This window comes from Streptomyces sp. NPDC042259 (assembly GCF_055582085.1).
Genome location: NZ_JBVJDW010000004.1, coordinates 594,709 through 609,147, shown reverse-complemented (window position 1 = coordinate 609,147; position 14,439 = coordinate 594,709). Strand labels below are relative to the sequence as shown.

Below are 14,439 nucleotides of genomic sequence, written 5' to 3'. Positions count from 1 at the left end.
CTCTTCCCCCCCCCCCCCCTCCCCCCCCCCCCCCCCCCCCCCCCCCCCCCCCCCCTCCCTCTCTCCCCCCCCACGCCCCGGCGAGGGCGGTACGGGCGCCCGCGATCTCGGCGTCCAGGGTCGGACGCCGGAAGCCGCTCACGGCCTCCCGGACGTCCACGAGCGCCTGCCTGCTGACCCGCTCGATGTCCGCGACCTGCTGGGCGGCCTGTCCGGGCCGGTCGGGCAGCATCCGCCCGGCCAGCTCGCTCTTGAGGGTGATCAAGGACAGGGAGTGCCCCAGCAGGTCGTGCAGATCACGGGCGAGCCGCAGCCGCTCCTCGTTGGCCGCGAGATGGGCGACGGTGGCGCGTGCCTCGCGCAGCTCGCGCATGGTGCGTCCCATCTGGACGATGCCCATCATCGCCGTGCCGCCCAGCAGCGTCGGCAGCACCAGCGTCAGCTGCCCGGTGATGTCCGACCCGTCCAGCAGACCGATGGCGATCTCGGAGGCGGCGACGAACGGGATGGCCCGCAACGCCCACTTCATGGGCAGCGAGGCACCGGAGGAGATGGCGACGTACACCAGCAGCACCAGCCACACCGGGCCGAGCGTCAGCGCCAGCACCACGGCCAGCACGTACAGCACGACGATGATGCGGGCCTGGCGGCGGAATTCCTGGCCGTTGCGGCGCCGGCCGAGGACCAGGAAGAGGTAGAAGCCGACGAAGACCGTCAGCCCCGCCCAGCCCAGCACCAGGGCGGGCCCGGTGTGGCGGCCGTCGGTCAGGTCCGCCACCGCGGTCGCCATGTACAGCATGTACAGGACGGTCAAGCAGCCCTTGGACAGCATCTGCCGCCAGTCCCCGGGCGCCTCGCCGATCCCGATGAATCGCCTGTTCACGGTGTGGTCCTCGCGCTCGGTCATGCCCGCAGTCTCTCCCGGCGCCCGGGCGCCGCCCGCTTCCTCACCCCTTGTGGGTGTCCTTGCGGTACAGCCACGTGGCCGCGCCGGTGAACAGCACCAGGTAGCCGACCAGGATCGCCACGTCCTTGAGGTGCGGTGCGCCGCCCAGCTCGATGGCCTGGCCGAGACCGGCGTAGGCGTGGGTGGGCATCCACTCGGCGATGTCCTGGAGCCACTTCGGGAACGTGGCGGTCGGCATCCACAGGCCGCCCAGCATCGACAGCCCGAAGTAGATGATCATCGTGATGGGACGGACGGCCTCGCCCGTGGCGAGGTAGCCCACCGCGACGCCGAGGGCGGCGAAGACGATGCTGCCCGCCCAGATCGCGCCCGTCAGCGCGAACCACTGCCAGGCCGCGTCCATCCGGACGTCCTTGACGGCCGCGGCGACGGCGAAGACGACGACGATCGACGGAAGTGCCACGACGGCGGCCGAGGCGATCTTCGACGCGACGTAGCCGCGGCCCGGCAGGGCGGTGAGCCGCAGCTGGCGCACCCAGCCCTTCTCCCGCTCCTTGGCGATCTTCTCGCTGTTGCCGACGAGGACGGCGGTGATGGCGCCGAAGGAAGCCATGGAGACCATCATCAGCAGCGGCAGCGTCAGCTTGCTGTCACCGACGACCTCGGTGCTGCTCGCGCCGCCCGCGATCAGCAGGTAGAGCGCGGCGGGGTAGATCACCGAGAAGAACATGAACTTCTTGTTGCGCAGCGTGCGCGTGATTTCGAGCTTGATCAGAGTGTTCATGCTGCCGCCTCCTCGGCGGTCGCGGCGTCGGTGATGGCGATGAAGGCCTGTTCCAGGCCGAGGCCCGCGACCTCGAGATTGCGCGGGAAGAGACCGAGCCCGTACACGGCGTGCACGGTGGCGTCGGCGTCGTGCGACTGGATGCGGACCGTACGGCCCGATATCTCCAGGCCCGCCAGGAACGGGAGCTCGCGCAGCGCCGCCTCGGAGATGTGCCCCTCGAGGTCGAAGACGATCCGCCGGGCCCCGGCCTTCGCCTTGATCTCGGCCGCCGAGCCGTCCGCGAGCACCCGGCCGCGGTGCAGCACGACGACGCGGTCGGCGATGGCGTCGGCCTCCTCCAGATAGTGCGTGGCGAACAGGACCGCGCGGCCCTGGCGCGCCTGCTCGCGCATCACGCTCCAGAACGCCTGGCGGGAGGTGACGTCCATGCCGGTCGTCGGCTCGTCCAGCACGATGAGGTCGCTGGCGCCCGCGGTCGCCATCGCGAACCGCACCCGCTGCTCCTGGCCGCCGGACAGCTTGTTGACCATGCGGTCGGCGATCTCGGTGATGCCCGCGTGCTCCATCACCTGGTCGACGGGGTACGCATGCGGATGCAGATCGCACGCGAGCCGCACCAGCTGACGGACCTTCACGTCCTCCATGAGGCCGCCGGTCTGCAGCATCGCCCCGACCTTGCCGCGCGCGATGGCCTGCTGCGGGGTGGTGCCGAACAGCTCGACGCGCCCCGCGTCGGGGTTGCGCAGCCCCAGGAGCAGATCGAGGGTGGAGGACTTGCCCGCCCCGTTGGGGCCGAGCAGGGCGACGGTCTCGCCCGGGTAGAGCCGAAGGTCCAGATCGGCGACCGCGCGCACATCGCCGTAACTCTTGCTGACGTTCTCAAAACTGACCACGGGGGCGCCGGTGCGGCGCCCGTCCCCCGTGAACGTGTTGCCTGTAGTGGTCATGACGGTAATCCTCGCTGGCCGGACCCGGCCGGCGGCAGTGTCAGCCGTCGTGAACCTCGGATGACAGATGTCATGGGTGCCACGAACGCGTGGGAGCCCCCGCGCCGGGTGCGGCGCGGGGGCTCCCACGGGTCGTACTGGGTCCTGCCCGGGATCAGCCCGGGATCAGCTCGGGTTGAGCGGGATCACTCCGACGCGCTCGGCGGGCGTCTTGCCCACCAGTGCCTTGCGGAGGGCACCGACGACGTCCTGGGGGGTGACGGCCGTCTTCGTGCCGTTGCCGCGCTGGATCCGGACGCCGTCGAAGCGGCTTCCGTACAGCTCCTTCAGCGCCTCCAGGTTGTAGCTCTCGACGAGCTTCCCGTCGACCTCCTTGACCGAAAGGATCTTCGGCAGCGAGAGGTCCGGGCCGAACTGGATCGAGTGCACCGGGTCCGTCTGGATCGTGACCCTGCCGGACATCGCGGGCTTGGCGAAGGTCGCCATCATCCGGTCGACCTCGGCATTGCCGATCTTCGGCGTCTGCGGTGCGCTCGGCAGCTCGACGGTCTTGTCCGCGCCGCCCGCCGCGCGCTCGCGGTAGGCGTCCGAGACGGCCTTGACGGCCTTGGCGTTGTCCAGGCCCTGGTACGGCTTGCCGTAGACGGGGACGGCCTTGCCCGGCTCGAACCTGATCGTGCCGTCCTTGGCCGCGCCGCTCTCGCCGGCCAGTGTCTTGAGCGCGGCGGCGACCTTCTCCTCGTCCACGTTCAGCGTGGGCTCGGCCTTGCGGGAGCCGCCGACCAGCGATCCGAGGACGGTGACCGGGTTGTAGTCCCGGCCGGCCGCGGCCCGCACGGTGGCCTGGGTGTCGATGGACAGCCCCGCCACGGACGGCTTCAGCTGCGCCTCCTTGCCCGCGATGGACACCTTCAGCGGCGCGGTCGCCCGGCCGCCGAGGGCGGCGTCGAGCTTCTTGACGGCCTCGTCCTTCGAGCTGCCGCCGATGTCCACACCGAGCACGGTGGTGCCGTTGGGGACGTCCGCGTGGTCGAGCAGCAGCCCGGCGCCGTACGCGACACCGACCAGCGCGACCAGACCGCCGCCGAGCAGGACGAGCTTGGAGCGGCCCTTCTTCTTGGGGGCGCTCTTCGCCGCGGCCTTGGGCGCGCTCTTGGCCGCGGGCGCGGCCGGCTTCGGCGCCGGAACACCCGGCTTGGGCTTCGGCACCGGCACCCGGGGCGCGCCGCTGTCGACGGGCTTGGGGACCGAACCGCCGGGCGACACCGGCGGCACACCGCTGACCAGCGTCTCGCCGGGCATCTGGCCGACGGGCGGCGTGGGCGTGGGCACCTTGGTCTTGCGCTTCTTGGACTGCTTGCCCGAGGGGGCCTGGGGGGCCTGCTGACCCGGCCGGCCCTGCTCCGGCGGCCGGCCCTGCTGCCCGGGCTGTGGCGGTCGCGGGACAGCGCCGCCGGGCGGCGGCGTCTGCACGGCCGGGAAGCCCTCGCGCGGGGTGTCCGTACGACCCGGCGCGAACGCGCCCGCGGCCGTGCTCCCCTGCGGGTACACGAACGGGTCGTCCAGGCTCGGTGCCTGGAACTGCTGGGTGGTCTCGGGCTCGGCCCACGGCGGTGCGCCTGCAGAGTTCTGCCCGGGGACCGGCGGCTGCGCCATCGCGCCCGTGACGGAGGACTCGCCGGGCCACGGCGCGGCGGTGTTCTGCCGGTCCTGCTGCCAGGGGACGGCTCCGGTCGTGGAGGCGTCACCCGGCGTGTCGCGGACCCACGGCGCGGCCCCGTTCGCGGCGGGGGCACCCTGCCACGGCACCGAGCCCGTCGTGTCCTGGCCGGGGGCGGGCGGCTGCGCGCCGGCAGCCGAGGTGTCGCGGACCCACGGCGGGCCGCCGGCCGCCGGCGGCTGCGGGGCCACCGGGGGCTGCGGCGTCACCGGCGGCTGCGGGCTCACCGGCGGCGGGGCGCTCTGGCCCACCTTCCGGCGGGGCAGTCCCGGCGTGGCGGCCGGGGCCGGGGCGGCCGGGCCCGACTTGCGCGGGGCGAACCAGTCACTGGTCTTCTCGCCCTTGCCGTCCCCGCGGTCCGCCTCCGCGGCGGCCGGCGGCGTGGCCGACGGCTCCGGGCGGCGGGGCAGGCTGGGCTTGCCCGCGGGAGGCTCGGTCCCCCGGTCGGAGCCGGCGGCCGAAGGCGCGCCGGGACCGGCGGCGGGGGCCGGGGCGGCGGAGGCCTTCCCGGTCCCGCCGTCCTCGACGGGGGTCCGCATGATGACCGGCGGAATCGGTCGCGAGCCCGGGATGTTGATACGGATCCGCGTCGTCATCGTGGTCTCGGTCTTGGGCTCTTCCGGCGTGGGCGGCCCGGTGGGCTCGTCCGCTCCGGCGGCGCCGGGCGGCACGTCGCGGGTGCCGTAGGGCGGGGTGCCCGACGGGTACGCGGCGCCACCGCGCCCCTGGGGCCCAGAGGACGAAGTGTCAGATTCACGGCTCAAAGCAGGTTCTCCCGGTTACTCTCCGCCGCCCTCGATGACCTCGCTCGGGGTCGCCCATGCCGAAGGCCAGGGGTAGCTCGGCGGCGCGCACCACCATACTGGGCACCACCGGCACGCACTTGACGACCGTCGGATCGCCCCGCCGGGCGGGAGCGCGGTGCGTGCCTTCGTGCCTCGGACGCGTCAGGCAGAAATCGTCACGTCACTTCCCAAGTCGGACCGCTGGTCCGCCCGGTTGCGACAGTTTGGGCACCGTGGCACAGATCACAGCCACGATCATTCCGCCCAGCAGAAAGGCGTACGAGCCGATTCCGGCCCCGAAGAGGAAGTCCCCTTCCGGGCGGCTCGCCGTCAGCATCAGCACGGCGATCAGCCAGCCGACGCCGGGTGCCACGCCGCCGGATCTGGTGCCGGTGGCCGTCACCCCGCCGTAGCAGAGCGCGGCGATGCCGAGCAGCGCGAGCAGCAACCCGCCGGGGAACCAGCCGCCTTGCACCAGCGAACCGGCGACGCCGGACAGGGCCCCTAGCACGGTGAGTCCGGCGATCGCCGCGATCCGGCCGATACCGGGCCGGGGAGTGCGGCCCTCCATCAGGCCACCCCCGCGAAGAGGTCGTCCTCGCGGCCGGCCGCGGCGCGGCCGCGGACGAGCCGGTAGTACTCGTCACCGAGCAGTGGCTGCCCGAGGTCGTTGGAGAGCGCGAAGAAGGGGCCGTCCACGGCGATCTGGGTGACGTGGGCGCGCATCGCGGCCGCCTTCGCCGCCGCGTAGGGGGCGCTGTCGACGGCGGCCGTCACCTCGGCGTCGGGCACCACGCCCGGCACGTCGGCGGGCGAGGCGATGCCCGGGAAGGGCATGTCCGCACCCTGCTCGCGCAGCCGTGCGAAGCCCTGCTCGACGACCGAGCGGGGGACACAGTTCCAGTAGACCTTGGGGATGTCGTACGGATCCCCCAGGTCCCGGCGGAAGGCCGGCTCCGCCGCCAGGTCGACGGCCCGCATCGCGACGCGGTGCGCCTGGATGTGGTCGGGGTGGCCGTAACCGCCGTCCGGGTCGTAGGTGACGAGCACCTGCGGCCGGACCTCGCGGATCACCGCGACGAGGTGCGCGGCGGCCTCGTCCACCTCGGCCCGCCAGAAGCAGGTGGGGCGGTCGTTCTGCGGGGCGCCCATCATGCCCGAGTCCCGGTACCGCCCGGGGCCGCCGAGGAAGCGGTGGTCGGTGACGCCCAGCTCCTTCATCGCGGCGGCGAGTTCGGCGACGCGGTACGGGCCGAGGGTGTCGTCGCGATCGGCGGCGAGGTGCGCCAGGTCCGGCGGGATCACCTCGCCCTCTTCGCCGAGCGTGCACGTCACGAGCGTGACATGGGCGCCCTCGGCGGCGTACTTGGCCATGGTCGCGCCGTTGTTGATCGACTCGTCGTCCGGGTGCGCGTGCACCAGGAGCAGCCGGCGGTCTGGCAACAAGGAGCTGTCGGTCATGGGACCAGCCTACGAGCCCGGCGGCGCGTGCGGGGCGCCGCCCGGACACCGAACGTCAGAACTTGATGTTGCTGATCATCCCGGTCACGCTCGTGGTCAGACTGTGCAGCGTCGGGGCCACCGACGAACTCGCCAGGTAGAACCCCAGCAGCACACAGACCGCGGCGTGACCCGCCTTCAGTCCGGACTTCCGGACCAGCAGGAAGACGATGATCGCCAGCAGCACCACCGCCGAAATCGAGAGTGCCACAGCGGTTCACCTCCAGTACGCGCGGTCGGATGGATCACATACAGATGCCTCAGAAGCCATACCCACTATGCGCGAGTGATCATAACTTTCCGTACGTGCCAAGACTCGGTGCACAGGAGCAAAATTGGGGCGCACGACGAGATCTCGCCGCCCCCGCCGTAGGCTCCCCGCATGACCGGACAACTCTCGTTTCCTCGTCAGCACGCCCGTACCCAGCGCTTCTCCCTCGGCGCGCCACGCGCGTTCGCGGTGTCGCCGGACGGCTCGCGTGTCGTCTTCCTCCGTTCCCGTTCCGGCACCGATCGGGCGAACGTCCTGTGGGTGCTCGACCTCGACTCGGGCCGGGAGTACCCGGCGGCGGACCCGGCCGTCCTGCTGGGCGGCGCCGACGAGGAGTTGTCGGCGCAGGAGCGGGCGCGCCGCGAACGCAGCCGTGAGGGATCGGCCGGTGTCGTGGGGTACGCGGTGGACGACGCGGTGGAGTTGGCGGCGTTCGCCCTGTCCGGGCGGCTCTTCGTAGCCGAACTGCGCGGCGGCACGGCCCGCGAGCTGACGGTGCCGGGCCCGGTCGTCGACCCCCGCCCCTCGCCCGACGGCCGCCGGGTCGCCTACGTCACGGGCGGCGTCCTGCGGGTGGTGGAGGCGGACGGCGGCGACGACCGCGCCGTGGCCGGGCCGGAGAACGACACCACCACATGGGGGCTGGCGGAGTTCATCGCCGCCGAGGAGATGGACCGCTCGCGCGGCTTCTGGTGGTCGCCGGACGGCACCGCCCTGCTGGCCGCCCGCGTCGACGACGCGGCCGTCCGCCGCTGGTGGATCGCCGACCCGGCCAACCCGGGCCGGGAGCCCGCCGAGGTCGCCTACCCGGCGGCGGGCACGGCCAACGCGTCGGTGTCGCTGTCCCTGCTGCGGCTGGACGGCTCCCGGACGGACGTCGTCTGGGACCGCGAGCGCCACCCCTACCTGGCACGTGTCCACTGGTCGGCGGGCGGTGCCCCGCTGCTGCTGGTCCAGTCGCGGGACCAGCGGGCCCAGGCATATCTGACCGTCGACACCGATTCGGGTGCCACGCGGGTGCTGCGTGTTGACGAGGACGCAATCTGGCTCGATCTTTTCCCTGGCGTACCCCAGTGGTCGCCGGAGGGTGACCTCGTACGCATCGCCGACGAGGACGGCGCCCGGGTGCTCATGGTCGGCGACCGCGCCCTGACCGGTCCCCGGACGCATGTGCGGGCCGTGCTCGACGTGGGCGACGACGACGTGCTGGTCTCGGCGTCCGCCGGGCCGGAGGCGGCGGACCCGGAGACGGGCCAGGCGCACGTGTACCGCGTCGACGCGCGGGGCGCGGAGCGCCTGTCGGAGGGCGCGGGCTGGCACTCGGCGGTTCGTTCGGGCGCGGTCACCGTACTGGTGTCGGCGTCGCTCGACCGCCCCGGATCCGAGGTCCGGGTGCTGCGGGACGGCAAGCAGGTCGCCGTCGTGGCCTCCCACGCGCAGCGGCCGGTGCTGACCGCCCGTGTCACGCTCACCGAGGCGGGCGAGCGCCGCGTGCCGTGCGCCGTCCTGCTGCCCACCGGGTACACCGAGGGCGACGGCCCGCTGCCGGTCCTGATGGACCCCTACGGCGGTCCGCACGGACAGCGGGTGGTCGCCGCGCACAACGCCCATCTGACCTCGCAGTGGTTCGCCGACCAGGGCTTCGCCGTGATCGTCGCCGACGGGCGCGGCACCCCGCACCGCTCCCCCGCCTGGGAGAAGTCCATCCGCGACGACTTCGCCGGGGCCACCCTGGAGGACCAGGTCGAGGCCGTACGGGCGCTGGCCGGGCGGTACCCCCTGGACCTGACCCGGGTGGGCATCCGCGGCTGGTCCTACGGCGGTTATCTCGCGGCGCTCGCCGTGCTGCGCCGCCCGGACGTCTTCCACGCGGGCATCGCGGGCGCGCCCGTCACCGACTGGCGGCTGTACGACACGCACTACACCGAGCGCTATCTCGGCCACCCCGACGAGCAGCCGGCGGTGTACGCCCGCAACTCCCTGGTCACGGACGAGGGGCTGTCCGAACCGGCGGAGCGGGTCCGCCCGCTGATGATCGTCCACGGTCTGGCGGACGACAACGTGGTCGCCGCCCACACCCTGCGCCTCTCCTCGGCCCTCCTGGCGGCGGGCCGCCCGCACGAGGTGCTGCCGCTGTCGGGAGTCACCCATATGACGCCGCAGGAGCAGGTGGCAGAGAATCTGCTGCTGCTTCAAGTGGACTTCCTCAAGCGGACTTTGGGCGTCGCCTGACCGCTGCCAGTACCGCCTGCGGCGACGGGCGCCCCGCGGACGCGTCCTCAATCGCCGGACGGGCTGAATACGGCTGACCCCAGCCAAACCCAGCCCGTCCGGCGATTGAGGACACCGCCGCGCAGCGGTGGTCCACCCACCACGGCCCGCATGGGCAACGGCAGATGCGGAAGCGCAAGCCGTATTTCACCCCGGCCCTCTTGACCGCGCCGTGAGTCCATTGCCACAGTCCGCTCAACCCACCGCGTGCACACCCTTCGCGCCGGGTTGACGACGACAGTGGGGGGATCCACGCGATGACGAGTCCTTCCCCGGCCGCGACGGCCGAAGCCGGGCCGGTGGGCCGGTCGCCCGGGCAGTTGATGTGGCGCCGCTTCCGACGCGACCGCTCGGGGGTCCTCTCCGCGTACGTCGTGGTCTTCTTCTTCGCCGTCGCGATCGGCGCGCCGCTGATCTCGACGCTCTACGGGAAGAGCCCGACGACGACCTACGGACTCAACGAGCAGGGGCTGCTCAACGAGTTCGGCTATCCCGTGGCGCCCAACGGCGGTGTCTCCGGCCGGTTCTGGTTCGGCATCGAGCCCACCCTCGGCCGGGATGTGCTGACCCAGCTCGTCTTCGGCATCCGCACCTCGTTGCTGATCGCCGTGGCCGCCACCGTGCTGTGCGTGGTAACGGGCGTCGTGGTCGGGGTGACGGCCGGCTATCTGGGGGGCAGGGCCGACTACTTCCTGGGCCGGTTCATCGATCTGCTGCTCGCCTTCCCCTCCCAGCTGTCCTTCATCGCCTTCACCCCGGTGGTGTACTCCCTCTTCGTCAGCCCGGAGAAGGAGACGCCGACGTATCTCCGGGTGCTGACCTTGATCCTGGTGCTGTGGGTCCTGGGCTGGATGGGGCTCGCGCGGCTGCTGCGCGGCCAGGTACTCAGCCTGCGGGAGCGGGAGTTCATCGAGGCCGCGAAGGTGACCGGGGCCTCGCCCTGGCGGATCATCACCAAGGAGTTGCTGCCCAATCTCTGGACCCCGATCCTGGTGCAGTCGACGCTGATGCTGCCCTCGTTCGTGACCATCGAGGCCGGGCTCTCCTTCATCGGCGTCGGCATCCTGGAACCCACGCCCGACTGGGGACGGATGTTCGCCAACGGTGCCCAGTACTACGAGAGCGACATCACCTACATCTTCTTCCCCGGCCTCGCGATGATCATTTTCGTGGTCGCCTTCAACCTGCTCGGGGACTCCGTCCGGGACGCCTTCGACCCCCGGACCAAACGCTGAACCGCCGAACCGCACGCAGCCGCACGTCATCGTCACAACGGACAGGCAGGTGCATCGCCCCATGACCCCCAGGACGAGATTCCCCAGGAGAAGGGCCCACCTCACGGCCACCGCCCTCGCGGCCGGTGCGCTGGTGCTCTCCGCGTGCAGCGGAGGCGGAGGCGGCTCCGGCGGGGACAAGGACAGCGGGCCGGGTGACGACAAGACCACGGCCTCGAACTACTCGATCGGCACCAAGGCCGACTCGACGGGCCCCGCCCCGGAGGCGCCGGGCGCGAAGAAGGGCGGCGCGGTCGGGGTGCTCCAGCGCGACGCCTTCAACCACCTCGACCCGGGCCAGATCTACTACGCCGACGTGCTGGCCAACCAGATGCTGTACAACCGCTCCCTGACCTCGTACAAGGTGGACGACAAGGGCAAGGTCAAGGTCGTCGGCGACCTCGCGACCGACGCGGGCACCTCCTCGGACGGCGGGAAGACCTGGAAGTTCACCCTCAAGGACGGGTTGAAGTTCGAGGACGGCTCGCCCATCACCGCCAAGGACGTCCGGTGGGGCATCGAACGGCTCTACGCCGCGTTCGAGACCGACGGCCCGCTCTACATCCCGCAGTGGCTCTCCGGTGACGGCAACGACTTCCGCAAGGCCCTGCCGGACGGCCCGTACAACGGCAAGCACCTGCCCTCGGACGTGCTCGACACCCCCGACGACAAGACGATCGTCTTCCACTTCCGCCAGCCGCACGCCGACACCCCCTTCGCCACCGCGATGCCGAACATCGGCGCGGTCAAACAGGCGAAGGACACCAAGCAGAAGTACGACAACGCCCCCTTCTCCTCCGGCCCGTACAAGGTCGGCGACTACAAGGTCGGCAAGTCGCTGACGCTGGTGCGGAACGAGCACTGGGACGCGAAGACCGACCCGATCCGCCACCAGTACGCCGACCGGTTCGAGATCAGCTTCGGTCACCAGTTCACCGACTCCACCCGTCGCTTCCTCGCCGACCAGGGCGGTGACAAGAACGCCCTGTCGTTCAGCAACGCCGTGGCACCGGAGATGACCGAGAAGGTGCTCAAGCAGAGCGACACCAAGGCCCGGCGCTTCCTGGAGATCCAGCCCTACGTCGACTACATCAGCTTCAACACCGACCGGCTCAAGGACGCCAGGGTCCGCAAGGCCCTCGCCTACGCCATGCCCAACGGACAGATCCTCCAGCAGAACGGTGGCGCGAACGCCGGAGTGGTGGCCACCAACTACCTCTCCCCCGCGATGGACGGCTACCGGCCGACCGACCCCTTCCAGAAGAAGGCCAACCCGGCCGGGCTGCCCGAGAAGGCCAAGGCGCTGCTGAAGGAGGCCGGCAAGCTCGGCCAGGAGATCGTCTACGCCTACGCCAACACCGACGTCCAGCAGAAGGTCGCCGTGGTGGTGACCCAGGCGCTGGAGCGGGCGGGCTTCACGGTGCAGAAGAAGGAGGTCGACGCCAACACCTACCGGACGGCGATCGCCGAGGTGAAGAACAAGTTCGACATCTACCGCTCGTCGTGGGGGGCGGACTGGCCGGTCTCCTCCACCGTCGTGCCCCCGCTCTTCGACGGCCGGCAGGTCGCCGACGGCTCGCAGAACTACGGCCATCTGAAGAACTCCCGCGTCGACTCCGAGATCGACCGGATCAACGCCATCCCGGATGTGAAGAAGGCCGCGCCCGAGTGGCAGAAGCTGGCCGACAAGATCCTCGAGGAGGACGTCCCGGGCGTGCCGGTCTTCTACAACCGGCAGTTCTCCCTGTGGGGTTCGCACCTCGGCGGGGTGCGGTACCACCCCGTCTACGGGACCGTCGACCCGACCTCCGTCTACGTCAGGTAGCGCCCGTCCGGCCGGGCCGGTGACGGCCCGGCCGGCTCGCCTCTCCGTACGATCCCGCCCGGCCGTACGGCCCCGCCCGCTCCGCGCACCGGACCTCCCGCTACCCGGAAGACCGCGACGACATGCTCAGATTCCTCGCCCGCCGCTCGCTCGGCGCGATCGTCATCATCCTGCTGATCAGCGCGATCACCTTCTTCCTCTTCTTCGCCCTGCCCTCCGAGCCCGCCCTGATGTCCTGCGGCAAGAACTGCACCCCCGACGCCCTCGCCGTGATCAACAAGAATCTGGGCCTCGACCAGCCGGTCCCCGTGCAGTACTGGCACTACATGCAGGGCATCTTCATGGGCCGCGACTTCACCGTGGGCCACTGCCCGGCGCCCTGCTTCGGTTACTCCTTCTCCAACCAGCAGCCGGTCTGGGGCACGATCGTGGACCGCTTCCCGACCACCTTGTCCATCACCCTGGGGGGTGCGGCCGTCTTCCTCGTGGTCGGGGTGGGCATCGGCATGATCGCCGCCGCGTTCCGGGGCACCTGGATCGACAAGTTCTTCAGCTCCCTGTCGCTGGTCGGCGGCGCCCTGCAGATCTACTTCATCGGGGTCATCGCCCTCGCCGTCCTGGTCAGCGGGCTGCACTGGATGGACAACCCGGCCTACCACCCGTTCACCGAGGACCCCGTCAAGTGGTTCACCGGCATGCTCATCCCCTGGCTGGTGCTGTCCATCATCTTCATCGCCAACTACAGCCGGATGACCCGCTCCCAGATGATCGAGCAGCTGGGTGAGGACCATGTGCGCACCGCCCGCGCCAAGGGCCTCGGCCGTCGTACGGTCTTCTTCCGGTATGCCTGGCGGGGTGCGCTGGCCCCCATCGTCACCATCTTCGGCATCGATCTGGGCTCGCTCTTCAGCGGCGCGGTCATCACCGAGTTCACCTTCAGCCTGCACGGCCTCGGCCGGCTCGCCGTCTCCTCGGTGAGCGAGACGGATCTGCCGACCCTCATGGCCGTGATGCTCGTCGGCTGCACGGCGATCGTCGTCGCCAACATCGTGGTGGACGCCGCCTACGCCGTCATCGACCCCCGCGTACGCCTCGCCTAGCAGCCGGGAGAACCACCGCCGTGACCGCGACCCCACCCTTCCTGTCCGTGCGCGATCTGTATGTGCGCTTCGCCACCGAGGACGGCGTCGTCAAGGCCGTCGACGGGCTCTCCTTCGAGCTGGAGCGCGGTCGTACGCTCGGGATCGTCGGCGAGTCCGGCTCGGGGAAATCCGTCACCAACCTCGCCGTCCTCGGGCTGCACGACCCGCGCACCACCGAGATCGAGGGCGAGATCCTGCTGGACGGGCAGGAGCTGACCGGTGCCCCCGAATCGACGCTGGAGAAGCTGCGCGGCCACAAGGCGGCGATGATCTTCCAGGATTCGCTCACCGCGCTCTCCCCGTACTACACCGTCGGCCGGCAGATCGCCGAGCCGTTCCGCAAGCACACCGGGGCCACCCGGCGCGAGGCCCGACTGCGGGCGGTCGAGATGCTGGGGCGGGTGGGCATCCCCCACCCCGCGCTGCGCGTGGACGATTACCCGCATCAGTTCTCCGGCGGTATGCGCCAGCGCGCGATGATCGCGATGGCCCTGGTCTGCGACCCCGAGCTGCTGATCGCCGACGAGCCGACGACCGCGCTGGACGTGACCGTGCAGGCGCAGATCCTCGATCTGCTCAAGGACCTCCAGCAGCAGACCGGTTCGTCGATCATCCTCATCACCCATGATCTCGGGGTCGTCGCCCACACCGTCGACGAGCTGCTGGTGATGTACGCGGGCCGGGCCGTCGAGCGGGGCACGGTCCGCGAGGTGCTGGGCGCGCCCCGGCACCCGTACACCTGGGGGCTGCTGGGCTCGATGCCCCGCCTGACCTCGGACGTCGAGGAGCCGCTGCAGCCGATCCCGGGCGCGCCGCCGAGTCTGCTGGCCCCGCCGTCGGGCTGTCCCTTCCATCCGCGCTGCGGCCAGGTCGCGGCCGTCGGCGGTGACCGGTGCCGTACCGAGCGGCCGGAGCTGCCGGAGGGCCGGGGCGCGGCCTGTCATCTGACGCCCGAGCGGCAGGCGACCACCTACGCCGAGCAGATCAAGCCCCGACTGGGCTGAGGAGTT

The 14,439-nt window shown here is 71.3% G+C and carries 11 protein-coding genes and 1 pseudogene; 5 read left to right on the top strand and 7 right to left on the bottom strand.

Annotated elements, in window-relative coordinates; translation table 11 throughout:
• Positions 1–73: 73 nt before the first annotated feature.
• The 7 genes and pseudogenes from ACZ6MA_RS14965 to ACZ6MA_RS14935 all read right to left on the bottom strand — a co-directional run.
• Positions 74–907 (bottom strand): annotated as a pseudogene (locus tag ACZ6MA_RS14965) (sensor histidine kinase); the annotation flags it as partial.
• Between the two features lie 40 nt (positions 908–947).
• Complete coding sequence (locus ACZ6MA_RS14960; protein ID WP_469433893.1) at positions 948–1,691, bottom strand: ABC transporter permease; 744 nt, start codon at positions 1,689–1,691, stop codon at positions 948–950.
• Positions 1,688–2,641, bottom strand: a complete 954-nt coding sequence (locus ACZ6MA_RS14955; RefSeq protein ID WP_469433891.1) for an ABC transporter ATP-binding protein — start codon at positions 2,639–2,641, stop codon at positions 1,688–1,690. The genes ACZ6MA_RS14960 and ACZ6MA_RS14955 overlap by 4 nt, the downstream gene beginning before the upstream one ends.
• A 165-nt stretch (positions 2,642–2,806) precedes the next feature.
• Positions 2,807–5,125, bottom strand: coding sequence for a peptidoglycan binding domain-containing protein (locus ACZ6MA_RS14950; protein ID WP_469433890.1), 2,319 nt, complete (start codon positions 5,123–5,125; stop codon positions 2,807–2,809).
• A gap of 202 nt (positions 5,126–5,327) precedes the next feature.
• A complete protein-coding gene (locus ACZ6MA_RS14945) occupies positions 5,328–5,717 on the bottom strand; it encodes a DUF6113 family protein (RefSeq protein ID WP_469433888.1) in 390 nt (129 codons plus the stop codon).
• Positions 5,717–6,607, bottom strand: coding sequence for an N-acetyl-1-D-myo-inositol-2-amino-2-deoxy-alpha-D-glucopyranoside deacetylase (mshB, locus tag ACZ6MA_RS14940; protein ID WP_469433886.1), 891 nt, complete (start codon positions 6,605–6,607; stop codon positions 5,717–5,719). Before mshB ends, ACZ6MA_RS14945 begins: the two co-directional genes overlap by 1 nt.
• Before the next feature lie 55 nt (positions 6,608–6,662).
• Positions 6,663–6,857, bottom strand: a complete 195-nt coding sequence (locus tag ACZ6MA_RS14935; protein WP_130879722.1) for a hypothetical protein — start codon at positions 6,855–6,857, stop codon at positions 6,663–6,665.
• Positions 6,858–7,028: 171 nt separating this feature from the next.
• On the opposite strand from ACZ6MA_RS14935, the gene ACZ6MA_RS14930 reads away from it, so the two are divergent.
• From ACZ6MA_RS14930 to ACZ6MA_RS14910, 5 genes are all read left to right on the top strand, one after another.
• On the top strand, positions 7,029–9,149 hold the full coding sequence (locus ACZ6MA_RS14930; protein WP_469433884.1) for a S9 family peptidase: 2,121 nt from the start codon (positions 7,029–7,031) through the stop codon (positions 9,147–9,149).
• 296 nt (positions 9,150–9,445) lie between these two features.
• Complete coding sequence (locus ACZ6MA_RS14925; RefSeq protein WP_469433882.1) at positions 9,446–10,423, top strand: ABC transporter permease; 978 nt, start codon at positions 9,446–9,448, stop codon at positions 10,421–10,423.
• Between the two features lie 61 nt (positions 10,424–10,484).
• Positions 10,485–12,287, top strand: a complete 1,803-nt coding sequence (locus ACZ6MA_RS14920; RefSeq protein ID WP_469433880.1) for an ABC transporter substrate-binding protein — start codon at positions 10,485–10,487, stop codon at positions 12,285–12,287.
• A 122-nt stretch (positions 12,288–12,409) separates the two neighbouring features.
• Positions 12,410–13,387, top strand: a complete 978-nt coding sequence (locus tag ACZ6MA_RS14915) for an ABC transporter permease (RefSeq protein ID WP_469433879.1) — start codon at positions 12,410–12,412, stop codon at positions 13,385–13,387.
• Positions 13,388–13,407: 20 nt separating this feature from the next.
• The gene (locus tag ACZ6MA_RS14910; RefSeq protein WP_469433877.1) at positions 13,408–14,433 is read left to right on the top strand and encodes an ABC transporter ATP-binding protein; all 1,026 of its coding nucleotides are present in this window, start codon (positions 13,408–13,410) and stop codon (positions 14,431–14,433) included.
• The last annotated feature ends 6 nt before the right edge of the window (positions 14,434–14,439 follow it).

Bases quoted from the DNA above. Each gene is read 5' to 3' on its own strand.
- ACZ6MA_RS14960 (WP_469433893.1), bottom strand. From the start codon at position 1,691: ATGAACACTCTGATCAAGCTCGAAATCACGCGCACGCTGCGCAACAAG.
- ACZ6MA_RS14955 (WP_469433891.1), bottom strand. From the start codon at position 2,641: ATGACCACTACAGGCAACACGTTCACGGGGGACGGGCGCCGCACCGGC.
- ACZ6MA_RS14945 (WP_469433888.1), bottom strand. From the start codon at position 5,717: ATGGAGGGCCGCACTCCCCGGCCCGGTATCGGCCGGATCGCGGCGATC.
- mshB (WP_469433886.1), bottom strand. From the start codon at position 6,607: ATGACCGACAGCTCCTTGTTGCCAGACCGCCGGCTGCTCCTGGTGCAC.
- ACZ6MA_RS14930 (WP_469433884.1), top strand. From the start codon at position 7,029: ATGACCGGACAACTCTCGTTTCCTCGTCAGCACGCCCGTACCCAGCGC.
- ACZ6MA_RS14925 (WP_469433882.1), top strand. From the start codon at position 9,446: ATGACGAGTCCTTCCCCGGCCGCGACGGCCGAAGCCGGGCCGGTGGGC.
- ACZ6MA_RS14920 (WP_469433880.1), top strand. From the start codon at position 10,485: ATGACCCCCAGGACGAGATTCCCCAGGAGAAGGGCCCACCTCACGGCC.
- ACZ6MA_RS14915 (WP_469433879.1), top strand. From the start codon at position 12,410: ATGCTCAGATTCCTCGCCCGCCGCTCGCTCGGCGCGATCGTCATCATC.